The following is a 19,087-nucleotide window of genomic DNA, read 5'->3' as shown; positions in this document are numbered from 1 at the left end:
GGAAGTAATTCACTACATTAATCTTTGAAGGTGATAAATGGGTTATGCTTAGATAACATCTTGTTCTAAGTACAACATATCTCCTTCTGTAATTGTACATTTCCCGTTTGTTAATTCAATCATCCAATCTGTAAATGCTTGTTTGCCGTCTTCTTCTACATACGTATCAAATGTGATATTTTCTAGATAATGTATATCTTTAATGGCATATTTTGAATTGCGTAATTCATTTTCCACTTTGCCAAGTAATGTGTAATCAATCTCGGTTTGCATCACACGCATTAGTTTTCGCTGGACAACACCGACATGATTAATGCCCTCGCTTGTACATTTTCCATATGCACGAATTAATCCACCTGCGCCAAGTTTAATGCCGCCAAAATAGCGTGTTACGACAACAACGGTATCTTTTAGTCCACGTTTTTTAAGTACCTCTAGCATTGGTACGCCAGCTGTACCGCTAGGCTCGCCGTCATCATTTGCTTTTTGAATATGGTCTTGTTCGCCAATTAAATAAGCGGAACAATTGTGTGTTGCATTCCAATGTTGTTTTTTTATTTTTTGTATAAATGCTTGAGCCTCTTCCTCAGTCGTTGCTCGGCTAATATAACAAATAAATCTTGATTTTTGAATGACGATTTCGTGTTCGCCGTAGTCTTTGATTGTAAAATATTGTAATAGCACTTGTGTACGCCCCTATCTATCAAAATGACTAGTACTTTCCATTTTAAAAGCGAGCCTTTTTATATTCAAACATTTTTTCTAAATATGCTGAAGTTTTTGGTGAGTATTTTATCTTTTTGTTGTAATTTGTCGAGATGGTAGGTATAATTTCAACCGGCATTTTCATGTATGGATGCACCATTTGTAGTTTTCGTGTAAAATTAGGAAATAAAACTTTTTATAAGGCAGGTACGAAAATGAAAATAGCTATTGTTACTGATAGTACGGCATATATACCGAAGCAAATTCGTGATGAACTCAATATATATATGATTCCATTAAACGTTGTGTTTGGAACAGAATCTTATCAAGAAGAAGCTGAAATTTCAGCAGATGATTTTTATGTGAAAGTACGTGAACAAGAGGAACTTCCAAAAACTTCTCAACCAGCAATCGGAAAGTTTGTTGAGCTATATGAAGAACTAGCTAAAGATTATGATGCAGTTATTAGTATTCACCTATCAAGTGGAATTAGTGGTACATATCAAACATCAACGACAGCTGGACAGATGGTAGAGGGTATTGATGTGTACACGTATGACTCTGAAATTAGTTGTGAAGTACAAGGATTTTATGTGCGTGAAGGTGCAAAGTTAGCAAGTGAAGGAAAGAATCCAAAAGAGATTATCGCTCGTTTTGATGAAATGAAGAAAACAATGGACGCCTATTTTGTAGTTGATGATTTACATCATTTACAGCGTGGTGGTCGATTGAATAGCGCACAAGCTTTCATCGGCAGTCTGTTACAAGTGAAGCCAGTTTTATATTTTAGAGATAAAATCATTATTCCGTTTGAAAAGATTCGTACACGTAAAAAAGCATTAAAACGTATCATTGAAATTTTTGATGAGCAAGCAAGTAAAGGTGTACCTATGGAAGCAGTTATCATTCATGCACAACGTGAAGAAGAAGCGAATGAATGGAAGAAAGAATTAGAAGCAAAATATCCTCACGTCACAATTCGTACAGGTTATTTTGGAGCTGTAATTGGTACGCACTTAGGTGAAGGTGCATTAGGTCTTGGATGGTATACGAAGTAATAAAGATATAAAAAGCTCTCTTTTTAAGAGGGTTTTTTTACGGGTATGTTACGTTTAGTTGACAAGTTAATATTTGGAAATGGTAAAATGTACGTAAAATAAAATAATGAGGAAAGTTTTATAACTTACTTTTTACAAGAAACTATATTATAATGGAAGAGAGGTGAAACATATGGAGCATAATTCTTGTTTATGTCCAAAGTTTGAGTCAGCTTTTACTCTGCTTAGTAAGAAGTGGACTGGCTTAATTATTAAATCTTTGCTTGAAGAGTCGAAACGTTTTAGAGAAATCGCAGATATTATCCCAAATATGAGCGATCGTATGTTGTCAGAGCGTTTGAAGGAATTGGAAAGCGAGGGCATTGTAGTTCGTAATGTCTATCCAGAAGTACCAGTTCGAATCGAGTATGGCTTAACTGACAAGGGAAAAGCGTTAGAAAGTGTTATGGATGAGGTCCAAAATTGGGCTGAGAAATGGATGAAGTAGCATTTCATTTCTATTCGTATATTTAATAAAACGTAAGGGATTCCTTACGTTTTTTCTTTGTTTATAGAAGTAAGAAAAGTATATAAATTTCTACACACACATACAAAAATATACGAATTTTGCACTATAGTCACATATAATATTACATTTGTTTTACAAAAACGTAACATTAGCAAAAAAAATCCCGAATTATGGTATAAATTTTATAGGTTATATACGGAAAAAGAAAAAAGAAAGCGGTGTAAAAAATAAAATGAAAAAGCTAAAAATGACATCTTGCGCATTAGTTGCAGGGTTAATGTTTTCAGGGCTAACACCAAATGTATTTGCAGAAGATAAAATTTCTGACGTGAAATCACAAATTAATACACAAAATGACACTTTACATAAACAACAACAAGAACGTGATGAATTACAAAAACAAATGAATGACTTAAACAAAACAATTCAAGGTTTAGATAAATCTGTTCAAGAGAATGCTGCAAAGCTTGATGAAACAACGAAAAAAGTTTCTGATACTGAGCAATTAATTGAAAAGAAAAATAAAGATATTGCAGAATTACAAACAAAGATTGCAAAACGTGAAGAGCTATTAAGAAAGCGTTTAGTTGCACTTCAAGAACAACCAAATACGAACGTTGTAACAGAAGTTCTTGTAAACTCTAAAAACGTTGCAGATTTAGTTGATCGTTTAACTTCTGTTTCTAAAATTCTTGAGTCTGATGAAGATATCATGAAAACACAACAAGAAGATCAAGCTAGTGTGAAAAAAGATGTTGCAACGGTAAAAGAGAAACAAAAAGAATTAAAAGAAGCACAAGCTCAAATTGAAACTGCTAAGAAAGAACTTGACGCTGAAAAAGAGAAAAAAGCAACAGCGGTAAACGATTTAAGCAGTAAAATGGATACAGTTGTAACTTCAATGACAAGTACGGAAGGTCAATTGAAAGAGCTTGAGAAACAAGCGTTACAATTACAACGCATTGCAGAAGAAGAAGCACAAGCAAAAGCTGCACAAGAAGCTGCTGCTCAAAAACAAGCAGAGCAAGCTGCTAAAGCTGCGCAAGCTCAGCCAGCACAAGCACCTGCAGAGCAAGCTGCACCAGCAAACAATGGTGGACAAGCTCAAAAAGAAGAGCCTAAAAAAGAGGCACCTAAAGCAGAAAAGAAAACACCAGAGCAAAACCCAGCACCAACTCCACCGGATACTGGCGTAATTGGTAAAGCTAAGCAATATTTGGGTAAGCCATATGTTTGGGGAAGTGCATCTCCATCAAACGGTGGTTTTGACTGTAGTGGATTCATTTCTTACATTTTTGGTGTAGGTCGTCAAGACGTTAATGGTTACTGGAACTCAGTTTCTAAAGTAAGTAGCCCACAACCAGGAGACTTAGTATTCTTCCAAGGTACTTACAAAGCAGGCCCATCTCACATCGGTATTTACGTTGGTAATGGCCAAATGATCCATGCTAGCGATAAAGGAATTGCGTACGGTGATATTAACAGTTCGTATAACAAAAAACATTTCTTAGGATACGGTCGATTCTAGGATTTATAAAAGAATAAAACATGTGTATAAAGTCGATAGCTTACTATTTTCTAAGTAGGTTATCGGCTTTTTTGAGTTTTTACGAGATGATGAGAAAGGTTTATAGTAGTGCTGGAGGTGGTATGAATGCTTGCTGGAAAACAGTTGCTATTAGAAGAACTCTCTTCAGATTTACGGAAAGAATTAAGTGATTTGAAAAAGAAGGGAGAAGTCGCATGTGTACAAGGCATAACAAAGAAGGCTTCTAAATATATATGTCAGCGCTGCGGAAATATAGAGCAGCGATTATTTGCATCATTTTTATGTAAAAGGTGCAGTAAAAGATGCACGTATTGCCGGAAGTGCATCACGATGGGGAGAGTTAGTGAATGTACTGTACTCGTTCGTGGGATTCAGGAAAGAAAGGAAGAAAGAGAGTTAAATCAGTTGCAGTGGAAAGGGGTTTTGTCTACCGGTCAGGAGTTGGTGGCGCAAGGTGTTATAGAAGCTATTAAGCAGAAAGAATCTTTCTTTATTTGGGCTGTATGCGGTGCTGGAAAAACAGAGATGTTGTTTTACGGAATTAACGAAGCGCTTCAAAAAGGGGAAAGAGTTTGTATCGCAACGCCGAGAACGGATGTTGTTCTAGAATTAGCACCGAGATTGCAAGAAGTATTTCCATATATAAAGGTAGCGGCTTTATATGGAGGGAGTGTGGATAAAGAAAAAGATGCAGTACTAGTGGTTGCGACTACGCATCAGTTATTACGTTATTATAGGGCATTTCATGTCATGGTTGTAGATGAAATAGATGCTTTTCCATATTGTGTAGATCAAATGTTACAGTACGCGGTAAAACAAGCGATGAAAGAAAGAGCGGCGCGTATTTATTTAACTGCGACTCCAGATGAAACGTGGAAGCGAAAACTTAGAAAAGGTAAACAAAAAGGTGTTATTGTTTCTGGACGATATCACCGTCATCCCTTGCCAGTTCCTTTATTTTGTTGGTGCGGGAATTGGAAAAAAAACCTCATTCATAAAAGAATTCCTCGAGTTTTACTACAGTGGTTACAAACATACTTAAATAAAAAATTCCCCATTTTTTTATTTGTCCCCCATGTGCGATATATAGAAGAAATAAGCTTGTTGTTAAAACCATTAAACAATCGAATTGAAGGTGTACATGCAGAAGATCCGGGGAGAAAAGAAAAAATAGCGGCTTTCAGAAAGGGAGAAATCCCATTATTAGTTACAACGACAATTTTAGAGCGAGGCGTAACGGTGAAAAATTTGCAAGTCGCAGTTTTAGGGGCGGAAGAAGAAATATTCTCAGAAAGTGCACTCGTACAAATTGCGGGTCGAGCAGGGCGGAGCTCTGAAGCGCCGTATGGAGAGGTTATTTATTTTCACTATGGTAAGACAGAAGCGATGGTACGCGCGAAAAAACATATTCAAGGTATGAATAAAAATGCGGAAGAACAAGGATTGATTGATTAATGCATTGTTTACTTTGTGATGAGTGTTTTGTAGAAAAGGTTAGTTGGTACAATTTTTTTGTAAAGTGTCATAGAAAATATATATGTGATAGATGTGAACAGAAACTTTCCTATATTATAGGAGAAATTTGCATGGAATGTGGGCGACCTTTAGAATTTGTTTCTACCTCATTTCAAGAAGACGGTATTTGTATAGATTGTATAAGGTGGATGAAAGAGGAGAAGTATCGTTCTTTTAAAAACCGTTCGTTATACATGTATGATGATGGGATAGTAGCGCAGTTTAAGTTTCGGGGGGATGCAGAGTTAGTTCGCATTTTTTATCGCCCGTTTCGAAATTTATTTCAAAATTATTTTGCCAATGTTTCAACCGTTATAGCTGTTCCGCTTAGTAAGGAAAGGGAAGTTGAACGTGGTTTTAATCAAGCTGAGTTATTAGCAACTTGTTTGCCTGTCAAAATTTCTTATCCATCATTAAGAAGAAGGGAAACAGAAAAGCAAAGTAAGAAGACACGTAAAGAAAGGGTGTCAGGAAGCAATCCTTTTTATTTTCAGGGAGAAGAGATGTTTTCTGGACAACATATTTTACTCGTTGATGACGTGTATACGACAGGAATTACAGTTAGGCAAATCGGAAGTTTGTTATATGAGAGAGGGGCAACGGAAGTATCTAGTTTGACACTTTGTAGAAGTTAATATGGCAGTGTCGAAAGGGATAATAAAAAGGCGATAAGTCTTCTTTGACTTCATATGTTGTCATTCGTTATAGTCAAAATATGGGGCGAATGCCCTGATTTTTAGAGTGAAGGGAATGGAATGAACATGCAAGGAAGAGTGAAATGGTTCAATGCAGAAAAGGGATTTGGGTTTATTGAGCGTGAAGATGGTGACGATGTATTTGTCCATTTTTCTGCTATTCAACAAGATGGGTTTAAGTCATTAGAAGAAGGGCAACAAGTAGAGTTTGACATTGTAGATGGAGCACGTGGACCACAAGCAGCTAATGTTGTGAAACTGTAGGGGATATTGTTTTTGGAAGAGAAAGCTGCGTTTGTGGCAACGTTATATATATGTAGTAGAACCTCTTGTTTTTCGCAAGGGGTTTTTGTTATAGGGTAAGTTGTCAAAAAGTTGTTTCTTTTCTGTAACGAATTGTCCACAGTTATATTCGTTATTCACGATGTTAATAGGATAAAATAAAGATAGAAACGATGCATCTTTTCATTTCAACAAAAAACGATAAAAAAATCGCAATTCCACTAATTTTTTTAAAAAAGTTAGAAGGAGTTTTTAAGCCAATGTCGAAATTATAGTACATAGGCTTGAAAGGAGGAATTCATCTATGAAATTCAACATTCGTGGTGAAAATATTGAAGTAACTCCAGCATTAAAGGAATATGTAGAGAAAAAACTAAGTAAGTTAGAGCGTTATTTTGATACATTCCCAGAGATTAAAGTTAATTTAAAAGTATACTCTGACAAGCAACGTGTCGAGGTAACAATACCATTTACTGATTTATTACTTCGTGCAGAAGAAACTAATAGCGATATGTACGCTGCTATTGATTTAGTAGTTGATAAAATTGAGAGACAAATTCGTAAACATAAAACAAAAGTAAATCGTAAGTTACGTGAGAAAGGTTCTATGAAAACGAACTTTATCCTTCCAGAAGCAGTAGCTGTTTTGGATGAGGTAGAAGAAGATGAATTAGAACTTGTACGTACAAAACGATTCGACTTAAAACCGATGGACGTTGAAGAGGCAATCCTACAAATGGATATGCTAGGACATAATTTCTTCGTCTTCACAAATGCTGATACAAATGAAACTAATGTTGTATATGGCCGTAAAGATGGGAAATACGGTTTAATCGAAACTAAATAATAATTCGAAAGCGCAGCCGAAATGGCTGCGCTTTTTTTGCTGAAAATAGATTTTTAAAAAACTTTTCTTAATTTAGAACGAGACATTCGGCCGATTGTTGTCATAGTTATAAGACAAGTGTTACAATTATCATTAGGTATATACATTTTAGTTTTTTTAATTAGGAGAAAAATTGGCATAACATACATTTGATTGTTATAACGACTGATTGTAATAGAGAAAAAGAAAACAATCGGAAGTTTTATTTTAATAAAAAGAGGAGCGTATTTCCTATGATCGGTATTTTAAAAAAGGTGTTTGATGTAAACCAACGCCAAATTAAACGTATGCAGAAAACAGTTGAGCAAATTGATGCATTAGAGTCATCTATTAAGCCACTAACTGATGAACAATTAAAAGGAAAGACGCTTGAATTTAAAGAACGTCTAACAAAAGGTGAAACAGTAGATGATCTACTACCTGAAGCTTTCGCGGTTGTTCGCGAAGCGGCAACTCGTGTTCTTGGAATGCGTCCATATGGCGTACAGTTAATGGGTGGTATTGCCTTACATGAAGGGAATATTTCTGAGATGAAAACGGGTGAAGGTAAAACGTTAACGTCTACATTACCTGTATATTTAAATGCTTTAACAGGAAAAGGTGTTCACGTTGTTACAGTCAATGAATACTTAGCACAACGTGATGCGAATGAAATGGGACAACTTCATGAGTTCCTAGGCTTAACAGTAGGAATTAACTTAAATAGTATGTCACGCGAAGAGAAACAAGAGGCTTATGCTGCTGATATTACGTATAGCACAAATAATGAGCTTGGATTCGATTACTTACGTGATAACATGGTTTTATATAAAGAGCAGTGCGTTCAACGTCCACTTCACTTTGCTATTATCGATGAAGTCGATTCTATTTTAGTCGATGAAGCACGTACGCCGCTTATTATTTCAGGACAAGCTCAAAAATCAACAGAGCTATACATGTTTGCAAATGCATTTGTTCGTACGTTAGAAAATGAAAAAGATTATTCATTTGATGTGAAAACGAAAAATGTAATGCTAACAGAAGATGGTATTACGAAAGCAGAGAAAGCTTTCCATATTGAAAACTTATTCGATTTAAAACATGTAGCACTTCTTCACCATATTAATCAGGGGCTTCGTGCACACGTTGTTATGCATCGTGATACAGATTATGTTGTACAAGAAGGCGAAATCGTAATTGTAGACCAATTCACTGGTCGTCTTATGAAAGGTCGTCGTTATAGCGAAGGATTACACCAAGCGATTGAAGCAAAAGAAGGTGTAGAAATTCAAAATGAAAGCATGACGCTTGCAACAATTACATTCCAGAACTACTTCCGTATGTATGAAAAATTATCTGGTATGACTGGTACAGCGAAAACAGAGGAAGAGGAATTCCGTAACATTTACAATATGAACGTTATTGTAATTCCGACAAACAAACCGATTATTCGTGATGATCGTGCCGATTTAATCTTTAAATCAATGGAAGGTAAATTCAATGCTGTTGTTGAGGATATTGTAAATCGTCATAAACAAGGGCAACCTGTTCTTGTAGGTACAGTTGCAATTGAAACTTCAGAGCTTATTTCAAAAATGTTAACGCGTAAAGGTGTACGTCATAACATCTTAAATGCGAAAAACCATGCACGTGAAGCTGATATTATTGCGGAAGCAGGTATGAAAGGTGCTGTAACGATTGCAACGAATATGGCTGGTCGTGGTACAGATATTAAGCTTGGAGATGATGTAAAAATCTTCGGTCTAGCAGTTATCGGTACAGAACGACATGAAAGCCGTCGTATTGATAATCAGTTACGTGGTCGTGCCGGTCGTCAAGGGGACCCTGGTGTGACGCAGTTCTACTTATCAATGGAAGATGAATTAATGCGCAGATTTGGTTCAGATAATATGAAAGCAATGATGGACCGCCTTGGTATGGATGATTCACAGCCGATTGAAAGTAAAATGGTTTCTCGTGCGGTAGAATCTGCACAAAAACGTGTTGAAGGAAATAACTATGATGCACGTAAGCAGTTATTACAATACGATGATGTACTTCGTCAGCAACGTGAAGTTATTTATAAGCAACGTCAAGAGGTTATGGAATCGGAAAACTTACGTGGCATTATTGAAGGTATGATGAAATCTACAGTAGAACGTGCTGTTGCGCTTCATACACAAGAGGAAATTGAAGAAGATTGGAACATTAAAGGTCTTGTTGACTACTTAAATGCAAACCTTCTTCAAGACGGAGATGTAAAAGAAGAAGAATTACGTCGCCTTGCTCCTGAGGAAATGAGCGAACCGATTATGGCGAAATTAATAGAGCGTTACAATGACAAAGAAAAGCTTATGCCAGAAGAGCAAATGCGTGAGTTTGAGAAAGTTGTTGTATTCCGCGTTGTAGATACGAAATGGACAGAGCATATTGATGCGATGGATCACCTTCGTGAAGGTATTCATTTACGTGCTTACGGTCAAATCGATCCACTTCGTGAGTACCAAATGGAAGGGTTCGCGATGTTCGAGTCAATGGTTGCTTCTATTGAAGAGGAAATTTCTCGTTACATTATGAAAGCTGAAATTGAACAAAACTTAGAACGTCAAGAAGTTGTTCAAGGTGAAGCTGTTCATCCTTCTAGCGATGGCGAAGAAGCAAAGAAAAAGCCAGTTGTAAAAGGTGACCAAGTGGGCCGCAACGATTTATGTAAATGTGGTAGCGGTAAAAAATATAAAAACTGCTGTGGTATCGTTCAGTAATATAGGACGGTAGCTTTGGCTGTTTTGCAAACTTTTATATCAAAAATGTATAATTAAGAAGGATTAAACTCTCTCCGTAATAAGTGGAGAGAGTTTCCCTTGTTTTCATACGAAAGTAACAGCAATTACATAGAGGTGAAGGAAATGGAATTAGTAGAAATTAGACAGGAATTAGAGAAAATGGCTAAGCGATTAGCGGCTTTTAGGGGGTCTCTTTGACCTCCCTACTAAGGAGAAACAAATTGCAGAATTAGAAGAGAAAATGATGGGCGCAGGATTTTGGGATGACCAACAAGGCGCACAAGCTGTAATTAATGAAGCGAATGCGTTAAAAGATATGGTTGGAAAGTTCCGTCAGTTAGATGAGACGTTCGAAAATTTAGAAATCACGCATGAGCTTTTAAAAGAAGAGTATGATGAAGATTTACATGAGGAATTAGAATCAGAAGTAAAAGGCTTAATTCAAGAAATGAATGAGTATGAGCTTCAGTTACTATTAAGTGATCCTTATGATAAAAATAATGCGATTTTAGAATTACATCCAGGTGCAGGTGGAACTGAGTCACAAGACTGGGGTTCTATGTTATTACGTATGTACACACGCTGGGCTGAAAAACGCGGATTCAAAGTAGAAACGGTTGATTATTTACCAGGTGATGAAGCTGGTATTAAGAGTGTAACTTTATTAATTAAAGGTCATAACGCTTACGGTTACTTAAAAGCAGAGAAAGGTGTACATCGTCTTGTACGTATTTCACCATTCGATTCTTCAGGGCGCCGTCATACATCGTTCGTATCTTGTGAAGTTGTACCAGAGTTCAATGATGAAGTTGAAATCGAAGTACGTACAGAAGACTTAAAAATTGATACGTACCGAGCAAGTGGAGCTGGTGGGCAGCACGTAAATACGACAGATTCAGCAGTTCGTATTACACATACACCGACAAATACGGTTGTAACATGTCAGTCGGAGCGTTCTCAAATTAAAAACCGTGAGCATGCGATGAAAATGTTAAAAGCGAAATTATATCAAAAGAAACTAGAAGAGCAACAAGCAGAATTAGATGAAATTCGCGGAGAGCAAAAAGAAATCGGATGGGGTAGCCAAATCCGTTCTTACGTATTCCACCCGTATTCTCTTGTAAAAGACCATCGTACAAATACGGAGGTTGGTAACGTACAAGCTGTTATGGATGGAGAGATTGATCCATTTATTGATGCTTACTTACGTTCTCGCATCTAATAAGCGAAAAAAAGCCAACGAAATTGTTGGCGCATGCTGAGGACAATAGAGGATATAAAGAATTTGATTCTATTTTTATAGATGAAGTAAAGAGGAAGAGAAGTTGGAAACGACAACTTCTCTTTTTGATGGGATTATATGTAGATTACAATGCTGTATATTGTTTTGTAAAAAGTAGAGAATAGTAAAATAGGCGGTAATAGGGTAAAGATTTATATAGAACTTTTCTAATTTTCCTTTTAAAAAGGATACTTTATAGAAGTTTTTTAAGTTGTTCACAGAATTGAAACAACTTATGAAAGCTTTATTTTATCAAGGTTCTCACTGTATTTTTGAGGAATATGAAATACACCTTAGTTTTTCTATATAAAGATAATGCTTATAATGAAAATGAGTGTGTTAGGAATAAAAAGAATATCAACAATGGGGAGCGATAGAAGTGAAAAAGAAATTGTTGGCTATTGCGCTAGGGACATCGGTTGTTTTTGCTTTAGGAGCATGCGGAAATAAAGAAGAGAGTAAGTCTTCGAAACAGTCTGCAAGCACAGACAGCGCAGAACAAATTTTCCAAAGAAGTTGTGCGGGATGTCACGCAACAGATTTATCAGGGGCAACTGGACCTGATTTAAGAAAAGTAGGCGGTAAGTACGACGCTGCAGATATCGAAGAGATTATTAAAAAAGGCCGTGGTTCAATGTCACCAGGACTTATTCAAGGTGAAGATGCGAAAAAAGTATCTGAATGGTTAGCTGAACATAAATAAAAAGGTGAAATGGGCGAGTTGATAATATAGTCAGCTCGTTTTCCTTTTTTCTGGTATGTAACATAACTGTAACAAAAATGTATCCAAATTGGAAACCGTTTGATGTTACAATGGGGTTTGTAGAATTTTGCTGAAATATATTACATAGAGTGGTATTGCTTATGAGAAAGCATAAGTAAACTACCTTCAACAAGGATGACTAAATGAAAATGAAGGATGTCTTTTATTTTCAGATGTACAGAAAAGTATTTCGAAAAAAATCATTAAGTATTGGGTGATAAATAATGATAAAAATGACGAATGTTTATAAGGAGTACCCGAATGGTATGAAAGCCATTGCTGGTCTTACAGTTAACATTAAACAAGGTGAATTCGTATACGTAGTTGGACCGAGTGGAGCCGGGAAATCTACATTTATTAAAATGATGTATCGTGAAGAGAAACCATCTACAGGATCTATTAATGTAAATGGACTTACTATCGAAACATTGGCAGAAAGAGACGTTCCGTATTTCCGTCGCCAATTAGGCGTAATTTTCCAAGATTTCAAATTGCTACCTAAATTAACGGTATATGAGAATGTTTCGTTTGCTTTAGAAGTAATTGAAGAAGAACCAGATGCAATTCGTGAGCGTGTAACAGAAGTGTTAGGTCTTGTAGGCCTTGAAGATCGTGCAGACGCACTTCCAAGTGAGCTTTCGGGCGGGGAGCAACAACGTGTGGCTATTGCAAGAGCAATTGTAAATAGACCAAAGGTTGTAATTGCCGATGAGCCAACAGGTAACTTAGATATTGAAACAGCTCTTGATATTATGAATATTTTTACTCGCATTAATGAGCGCGGCACAACGATCGTTATGGCGACGCATAATGCAGATATCGTAAATACAATCCGTCATCGTGTAATCGCGATTGAAGGCGGAAAAATTGTTCGAGATGAGATTGAGGGAGGATACGGATATGAAGGCTAAGACCCTTAGTCGACATTTGCGAGAAGGTGTAAAGAATCTATCACGTAACGGATGGATGACATTTGCTTCTGTTAGTGCAGTAACAGTTACATTATTACTTGTAGGTGTCTTTTTAACAGCGATTATGAATATGAACCATTTTGCGACTAAAGTAGAGCAAGATGTAGAGATTCGTGTACACATTGATCCAGCTGCAAAAGAAGCGGATCAAAAGAAATTAGAAGAAGATATGAGTAAGATTGCAAAAGTAGATTCTATTAAATATTCTTCTAAAGAAGAAGAGTTAAAACGTTTAATTAAAAGCTTAGGTGATAGTGGAAAAACGTTTGAGTTATTTGAACAAGATAACCCACTTAAAAACGTATTCGTTGTAAAAGCAAAAGAACCAACCGATACAGCGACAATCGCGAAGAAGGTTGAAAAAATGCAGTTTGTTAGTAATGTTCAGTACGGAAAAGGGCAAGTTGAACGATTATTTGATACTGTAAAAACTGGTCGTAACATTGGGATTGCGTTAATTGCTGGTCTTTTATTCACAGCGATGTTCTTAATCTCTAATACAATTAAAATTACAATTTATGCTCGTAGTACAGAAATTGAAATTATGAAACTTGTTGGTGCAACAAACTGGTTTATTCGTTGGCCATTCTTGCTAGAGGGGTTATTCTTAGGAGTATTAGGATCAATTATTCCAATTGGCCTAATTCTAATTACGTATAATTCGTTGCAAGGTGTGTTTAATGAAAAACTTGGCGGAACAATTTTCGAGCTTCTACCATACAGTCCGTTCGTATTCCAATTAGCTGGTTTACTAGTGTTAATCGGTGCTTTAATCGGTATGTGGGGAAGTGTAATGTCAATTCGTCGCTTCTTAAAAGTATAAAAAGTTGCAAACATAATTCGTACAAGCTTATCATATAGTAGAAATAGGTAAAGGCATCACACACTGTGTGATGCCTTTTGCTACACCACCTGTGTGTTTTGGAAAGGGGAATTCCGCATTGAAACGTAGAGTTGCAATTATTGGAATGGTTGTTGCATTTTTAATTGGTGCTGGCGGAATGTTTGCAGGCATGTCTGTATTTGGGGTTAACCCATCAGAAGTAACGCAAACAATTTCGAGTGGGAATGCTAGCACTGCGCAAGGGAATTTGGCAAAAATTAATGAGGCGTATGCACTAATTGATTCACGTTATGTGGAAGACGTGAAAGATGAAAAGTTAGTTGAAGGTGCAATACAAGGTATGTTGTCTACGCTGAAGGACCCTTATTCCACGTATATGGATAAAGAAACAGCCAAACAGTTTAGTGAATCGCTTGATCCCGAATTAGAGGGGATTGGGGCTGAGGTGAACAAGACGGACGGTAAGCTTATTATCGTATCGCCAATTAAAGGTTCACCAGCAGAAAAGATAGGAATTAAACCGAATGACCAAATTTTATCTGTAGATGGAAACAGTGTGAAAGACTTATCACGTGAAGAAGCAGTATTAAAAATTCGTGGTAAAAAGGGAACGACTGTCGCAATTGAAATTAAACGTGCGGGAGTAACTGATCCGATCGTATTTAAAATTAAGCGTGAAAAGATTCCAATCTTTACAGTATTTAGTTCTGTGAAGCAAGAGAGTGGAAAAGATATCGGTTATATGCAAATCACTTCTTTTGCTGAAAATACAGCGAAAGAATTTAAGGATCAGTTAAAAGAGTTAGAGAAGAAAAATATAAAAGGCTTAGTTATTGACGTGCGTGGTAATCCTGGTGGTTATTTAAATAGTGTAGAAGATATACTAGGAGAAATTATGACGAATAAAAAGCCGATGCTACAAGTAGAGCAGCGAAATGGTGAGAAGAAGAAATTCTCTACAGAACTGAAAGAGAGAAAACCATATCCAATTTCAGTATTAATTGATAATGGAAGTGCTTCTGCTTCAGAGATTTTAGCGGGTGCGCTAAAAGAAGGAGAAGGATACGATTTAATTGGTGAAAAGACATTTGGTAAAGGTACTGTCCAGCAAGCTGTTCCATTTAAAGACGGCAGCAACATTAAATTAACGATGTTTAAATGGTTAACACCGGATGGGAACTGGATTCATAAAAAAGGAATCGCGCCAACAGTAGAAGTGAAGCAACCAAATTATTATCATGCGACACCAATTCAAATTGAAAAAACACTTTCATACAATTCAAATGATGTACAAGTAAAACATGCTCAAGAAATGCTTAAGAGCTTAGGGTATGTACCAGGTCGTGAAGATGGATACTTTAGTAAAGAGACAGAATCGGCTCTGAAAGCATTCCAAAATGCAAATGAGATGGAAGCGACAGGACAGCTTGATAAAAAGACAGCTGAAGCGATTCAAACTAAAATTATCGAAAAAATCCGTTCTGGAGAAAATGATCTACAATTACAGTCAGCATTAAAATTAATGGCAAAATAAGAAGAAATACAGGCAGTTTGCTGCCTGTATTTTTTTGTGTTAAACAAACGTTTGTTTAGTTATGATAATATAAAAAGAAAGAATGATATAAATGGTGGTGAATGAGTTCATGGAGGCGTGGATTTTTGAAATAATGCGGGCAGTTGGACGTTTTTTCTTACACCCTGCTGTCTATATATTTGTAATAAGTAGTATCTTCGTTGGATACTTACGTATGTTAAGAGAACGAAAAGATTTTTCTTTTAAAGTTTATGATATTTGGTTTGAACTGCGAACCTCTCTATTTGCAGGGATTGGATATGGATTAGTAGTGTCTATTGTTACGATTGGGCTTGGACTTGTTGTTTCTAAAGCAAGCTTATGGGCCATTTTAATTTGGACGTTACTATTTGGATTAACGGCTATGTATCGATATTTATCGGCAGCTTATACATTTAGCATTGCGATTGTATGTGTTCTATTATCTTCTAAGCTACCAGTTTCCTTTTTACAGCTTCGAGAAGGTGAAGAGAGTACCATTGTATCCCTTGTTATTTTACTAGGCGTTATGCTTATTGTAGAAGGCTTATTGATTTCTAAAAACGCAGTAGGATATTCGACGCCGAAGATTAGGAAGGGGAAGCGTGGATTAAAGATTGGTTTACACGAATCAAAGCGTTTATGGATCGTTCCTATTTTTATTCTTGTACCGGGTGATGCGGTAACGCAGTTTATTTCATGGTGGCCTATCGTTTCAATAGGTTCAAATACATATTCTCTATTCCTCGTTCCATTTTTAATTGGATTTATGAGAAAGATTAAAAGTTATGAGCCGACGGAAGCTTTATTATTTACAGGAAGACGTGTTTATGGGTTAGCGGGACTTGTGCTCGTTTTAGGAATCGCAAGTTACTGGTGGCACGTACTTGCAATTATCGCGATGGGAGTCGCTATGCTTGGGCGTTTCACAATTTCGATGCAAGAAAAAATTGCCGATGAAACAAGACCAGCGTATTTTGCTGCACGCAATGATGGGCTCGTTGTACTAGATACAATTCCAAATACAATTGGAGCAGAGCTGAAATTACTTCCTGGAGAAATTATTACGAAAGTAAATGGAGTCATTCCAAAAAGCGCCGAGGAATTTTATGATGCGCTTCAAACGAAGACGACAGGAGCATTTTGTAAATTAGAAGTATTAGATACAAATGGTGAGCTTCGTCTTGCACAAACTGCATTATATGCTGGTGGACATCACGAATTAGGTATTGTATTCGTTGAACAGGAGCATGAGTGGGATTCGGAAGCGATGTAATAGAAGGAATGGTATCACCTTGTGGTGGTACCTTTTTTTGTTTTTTGGGGGGGAGGATAGTTAGTAAATGAAATTTATATCGGCGATTATCCGAATATATCAGTGCAACTTGAAATATATCGGCGATTATTCGAATATATTGACTTTCCGGCAAAAAAAGACAACTGTCGGAAAGCTTATTTTCAGTTTCATAGACGGATAACTTGAATAATTATTTGATAATGGTTATCATTTAGTGAGTCTTTTTAATTTTGGAAAATGGAGGTAAGATATGCTGCGTAAATTTTTCTCGTACTATAAACCATATAAAGGTTTATTTATACTCGACTTTTCTTGTGCGGTTGTCGCAGGATTATTAGAACTTGGCTTCCCGCTTATCGTAAATCAATTTATTGATAAGTTATTGCCAGGGCAAAACTGGACGCTTATTTTATGGGCCTGTTTCGGTTTACTCGCAGTTTATATGTTAAATGCAGGCTTACAATATGTCGTTACATATTGGGGACATATGCTTGGTGTTAACATTGAAACAGATATGAGGCAGAAATTATTTGATCATATTCAAAAGCTATCATTTAGATTTTTTGACAATAATAAAACAGGTCATTTAATTTCACGCCTTACAAACGATTTAATGGAAATTGGGGAAATTGCTCACCATGGACCAGAAGATTTATTTATCGCCGTAATGACTTTAGTTGGGGCATTCTCATTTATGATGATGATCAACTGGAAGTTAGCGTTATTAACGTTCTTCGTCATTCCATTCCTATTATGGTTAGCACTTTACTTCAATAAAAAAATGACAGGTACATTTAGACGTTTATTCTCAGACGTTGCTGATTTTAATGCATGCATTGAGAACAATGTTGGGGGAATTCGTGTTGTACAAGCATTCGGAAATGAAAAGTTTGAGAAAGAGCAATTTGCTGTGAACAACGCTCGTTTCCGTACAACGAAATTAATGGCGTATAAAATTATGGCGTTAAATTCATCGATTAGTTATATGCTTATGCGTCTTGTAACGCTTTTCGTCTTAATATGCGGTACATGGTTTGTTTTGCAAGGAGAATTAACGTACGGCGGATTTATTGGATTCGTTCTATTAACGAATATTTTCTTCCGTCCAATTGAAAAAATTAACGCGGTAATCGAAAGCTATCCGAAAGGGATTGCTGGTTTTAAAAGATATGTAGAGCTTCTTGAAACAGAGCCTGACATTGTAGACTCTAAAGATGCAATGGAAGTTAAACATGTACATGGTGATATTCAATATAACAACATTACGTTCGGATATGAAAACAAAGAACCGATTTTAAATGACATTAGTTTGAAAATACATGCAGGTGAAACGGTGGCGTTCGTTGGACCATCAGGAGCTGGGAAAACGACGTTATGTAGCCTATTACCACGTTTTTATGAGCAATCATCTGGATCGATTCAAATTGATGGTATTGATACGAAAGATATGACGTTATCTTCACTTCGTAAGCAAATTGGAATTGTGCAGCAAGACGTGTTCTTATTCTCAGGAACAATTCGTGAAAATATTGCTTACGGAAATTTAAAAGCATCAGAAGCTGAAATTTGGCAGGCAGTAAAACGTGCGCAGTTAGAAGATTTAATTTACTCACAGCCGGACGGTTTAGATACTGTTATCGGTGAGCGCGGCGTGAAACTTTCAGGTGGACAGAAGCAGCGTCTAGCTATTGCTCGTATGTTCTTGAAAAACCCTCCAATTTTAATATTGGATGAAGCAACTTCTGCATTAGATACTGAGACAGAACTTGCAATTCAAAAATCGCTTGCGGAGCTATCTGTTGGTCGTACAACATTAGTTATCGCTCACAGACTTGCAACGATTAAAAATGCAGATCGCATCGTCGTTGTAAATAAAGATGGTATTGCAGAACAAGGTTCACATAATGAATTAATTGAGCAAGGCGGAGGATATAGTAGGTTATACGAAGCTCAGTTTAGTTCGTAAATATAATTTGTACTGAATTAGTGCACCATAAGTAGGTAAAAATCTCATATGGGAGGCTATAAAGTATGATTGTAACAACAACGTCTACAATTCAAGGAAAAGAAATTATTGAGTATATCGATATCGTCAATGGAGAAGCGATTATGGGCGCGAATATTGTTCGTGACCTTTTCGCCTCTGTTCGTGACGTTGTCGGCGGTCGTGCGGGCGCTTATGAAAGTAAATTAAAAGAAGCACGCGACATCGCAATGGAAGAAATGAAAACTTTCGCAAGACAAAAAAATGCGAATGCAATTGTTGGTATAGACGTGGATTACGAAGTAGTTCGCGAAGGAATGCTAATGGTTGCGGTGAGCGGGACTGCTGTCCGTATATAAAAGTAAAAAGCCGTGCTGATGCACGGCTTTTTACTTTATATGTCGAAGTTTCAATATTCCTTGGGAAATGTGGAA

Annotated in this window: 17 protein-coding genes; 16 read left to right on the top strand and 1 reads right to left on the bottom strand. The window is 36.6% G+C overall.

Annotated elements, in window-relative coordinates; genetic code table 11:
* Positions 1–48: 48 nt before the first annotated feature.
* On the bottom strand, positions 49–684 hold the full coding sequence (locus tag AXW78_RS24905) for a YigZ family protein (RefSeq protein ID WP_061884755.1): 636 nt from the start codon (positions 682–684) through the stop codon (positions 49–51).
* Positions 685–920: 236 nt separating this feature from the next.
* On the opposite strand from AXW78_RS24905, the gene AXW78_RS24900 reads away from it, so the two are divergent.
* The 16 genes from AXW78_RS24900 to AXW78_RS24825 all read left to right on the top strand — a co-directional run bounded on the left by AXW78_RS24900 (position 921) and on the right by AXW78_RS24825 (position 19,012).
* A complete protein-coding gene (locus tag AXW78_RS24900; protein ID WP_000684725.1) occupies positions 921–1,763 on the top strand; it encodes a DegV family protein in 843 nt (280 codons plus the stop codon).
* 172 nt (positions 1,764–1,935) lie between these two features.
* Positions 1,936–2,250: a winged helix-turn-helix transcriptional regulator gene (locus AXW78_RS24895; RefSeq protein ID WP_000400857.1), complete on the top strand. Its 315-nt coding sequence runs from the start codon at positions 1,936–1,938 to the stop codon at positions 2,248–2,250.
* A gap of 148 nt (positions 2,251–2,398) precedes the next feature.
* Positions 2,399–3,799 carry a coiled-coil domain-containing protein gene (locus tag AXW78_RS24890; protein WP_061884754.1) on the top strand — a complete coding sequence of 467 codons (1,401 nt, stop codon included), beginning with the start codon at positions 2,399–2,401 and terminating at the stop codon, positions 3,797–3,799.
* A 126-nt stretch (positions 3,800–3,925) separates the two neighbouring features.
* Entirely contained in the window at positions 3,926–5,275 is a 1,350-nt protein-coding gene (comFA, locus tag AXW78_RS24885; protein WP_061884753.1) for an ATP-dependent helicase ComFA, read from the top strand.
* Positions 5,275–5,970: a ComFC family protein gene (locus AXW78_RS24880; protein ID WP_081114013.1), complete on the top strand. Its 696-nt coding sequence runs from the start codon at positions 5,275–5,277 to the stop codon at positions 5,968–5,970. Before comFA ends, AXW78_RS24880 begins: the two co-directional genes overlap by 1 nt.
* Positions 5,971–6,096: 126 nt before the next feature.
* Positions 6,097–6,294: a cold shock protein CspC gene (gene cspC / locus AXW78_RS24875; protein WP_003303412.1), complete on the top strand. Its 198-nt coding sequence runs from the start codon at positions 6,097–6,099 to the stop codon at positions 6,292–6,294.
* Between the two features lie 322 nt (positions 6,295–6,616).
* On the top strand, positions 6,617–7,159 hold the full coding sequence (gene hpf / locus AXW78_RS24870; protein ID WP_000671186.1) for a ribosome hibernation-promoting factor, HPF/YfiA family: 543 nt from the start codon (positions 6,617–6,619) through the stop codon (positions 7,157–7,159).
* A gap of 272 nt (positions 7,160–7,431) precedes the next feature.
* On the top strand, positions 7,432–9,939 hold the full coding sequence (gene secA / locus AXW78_RS24865; RefSeq protein ID WP_061884751.1) for a preprotein translocase subunit SecA: 2,508 nt from the start codon (positions 7,432–7,434) through the stop codon (positions 9,937–9,939).
* Between the two features lie 144 nt (positions 9,940–10,083).
* Positions 10,084–11,182 (top strand): peptide chain release factor 2 gene (gene prfB, locus AXW78_RS24860; protein WP_096001716.1). Its coding sequence is split into 2 segments (ribosomal slippage): positions 10,084–10,155 and positions 10,157–11,182, totalling 1,098 coding nucleotides; the frame shifts between segments, so codons are not numbered across the junction.
* Positions 11,183–11,621: 439 nt separating this feature from the next.
* Positions 11,622–11,945 (top strand): cytochrome c551, encoded by a 324-nt coding sequence (gene cccB / locus AXW78_RS24855; RefSeq protein ID WP_000727971.1) that lies wholly within the window; start codon positions 11,622–11,624, stop codon positions 11,943–11,945.
* Between the two features lie 284 nt (positions 11,946–12,229).
* Complete coding sequence (gene ftsE / locus AXW78_RS24850) at positions 12,230–12,916, top strand: cell division ATP-binding protein FtsE (RefSeq protein WP_000594321.1); 687 nt, start codon at positions 12,230–12,232, stop codon at positions 12,914–12,916.
* Positions 12,906–13,799: a permease-like cell division protein FtsX gene (gene ftsX, locus AXW78_RS24845; RefSeq protein WP_000645027.1), complete on the top strand. Its 894-nt coding sequence runs from the start codon at positions 12,906–12,908 to the stop codon at positions 13,797–13,799. Before ftsE ends, ftsX begins: the two co-directional genes overlap by 11 nt.
* A 70-nt stretch (positions 13,800–13,869) precedes the next feature.
* A complete protein-coding gene (locus tag AXW78_RS24840; protein ID WP_002005957.1) occupies positions 13,870–15,354 on the top strand; it encodes a S41 family peptidase in 1,485 nt (494 codons plus the stop codon).
* 109 nt (positions 15,355–15,463) lie between these two features.
* Positions 15,464–16,648 carry a PDZ domain-containing protein gene (locus tag AXW78_RS24835; protein WP_000388611.1) on the top strand — a complete coding sequence of 395 codons (1,185 nt, stop codon included), beginning with the start codon at positions 15,464–15,466 and terminating at the stop codon, positions 16,646–16,648.
* A 271-nt stretch (positions 16,649–16,919) separates the two neighbouring features.
* A complete protein-coding gene (locus AXW78_RS24830) occupies positions 16,920–18,635 on the top strand; it encodes an ABC transporter ATP-binding protein (RefSeq protein WP_000944620.1) in 1,716 nt (571 codons plus the stop codon).
* A 65-nt stretch (positions 18,636–18,700) separates the two neighbouring features.
* Positions 18,701–19,012, top strand: a complete 312-nt coding sequence (locus AXW78_RS24825) for a heavy metal-binding domain-containing protein (RefSeq protein ID WP_000637523.1) — start codon at positions 18,701–18,703, stop codon at positions 19,010–19,012.
* The last annotated feature ends 75 nt before the right edge of the window (positions 19,013–19,087 follow it).

It is taken from the genome of Bacillus thuringiensis (genome assembly GCF_001595725.1).
GTDB classification, from domain to species: Bacteria; Bacillota; Bacilli; order Bacillales; family Bacillaceae_G; genus Bacillus_A; species Bacillus_A thuringiensis_K.
Note: the sequence above shows the minus strand (reverse complement) of the source record. Positions and strands in the feature narration are given on the sequence as shown.

Bases quoted from the DNA above. Each gene is read 5' to 3' on its own strand.
- AXW78_RS24900 (WP_000684725.1), top strand. From the start codon at position 921: ATGAAAATAGCTATTGTTACTGATAGTACGGCATATATACCGAAGCAA.
- AXW78_RS24835 (WP_000388611.1), top strand. From the start codon at position 15,464: ATGGAGGCGTGGATTTTTGAAATAATGCGGGCAGTTGGACGTTTTTTC.
- comFA (WP_061884753.1), top strand. From the start codon at position 3,926: ATGCTTGCTGGAAAACAGTTGCTATTAGAAGAACTCTCTTCAGATTTA.
- AXW78_RS24825 (WP_000637523.1), top strand. From the start codon at position 18,701: ATGATTGTAACAACAACGTCTACAATTCAAGGAAAAGAAATTATTGAG.
- hpf (WP_000671186.1), top strand. From the start codon at position 6,617: ATGAAATTCAACATTCGTGGTGAAAATATTGAAGTAACTCCAGCATTA.
- AXW78_RS24830 (WP_000944620.1), top strand. From the start codon at position 16,920: ATGCTGCGTAAATTTTTCTCGTACTATAAACCATATAAAGGTTTATTT.
- cspC (WP_003303412.1), top strand. From the start codon at position 6,097: ATGCAAGGAAGAGTGAAATGGTTCAATGCAGAAAAGGGATTTGGGTTT.
- AXW78_RS24895 (WP_000400857.1), top strand. From the start codon at position 1,936: ATGGAGCATAATTCTTGTTTATGTCCAAAGTTTGAGTCAGCTTTTACT.
- AXW78_RS24840 (WP_002005957.1), top strand. From the start codon at position 13,870: ATGCCTTTTGCTACACCACCTGTGTGTTTTGGAAAGGGGAATTCCGCA.
- ftsX (WP_000645027.1), top strand. From the start codon at position 12,906: ATGAAGGCTAAGACCCTTAGTCGACATTTGCGAGAAGGTGTAAAGAAT.
- ftsE (WP_000594321.1), top strand. From the start codon at position 12,230: ATGATAAAAATGACGAATGTTTATAAGGAGTACCCGAATGGTATGAAA.
- secA (WP_061884751.1), top strand. From the start codon at position 7,432: ATGATCGGTATTTTAAAAAAGGTGTTTGATGTAAACCAACGCCAAATT.
- AXW78_RS24880 (WP_081114013.1), top strand. From the start codon at position 5,275: ATGCATTGTTTACTTTGTGATGAGTGTTTTGTAGAAAAGGTTAGTTGG.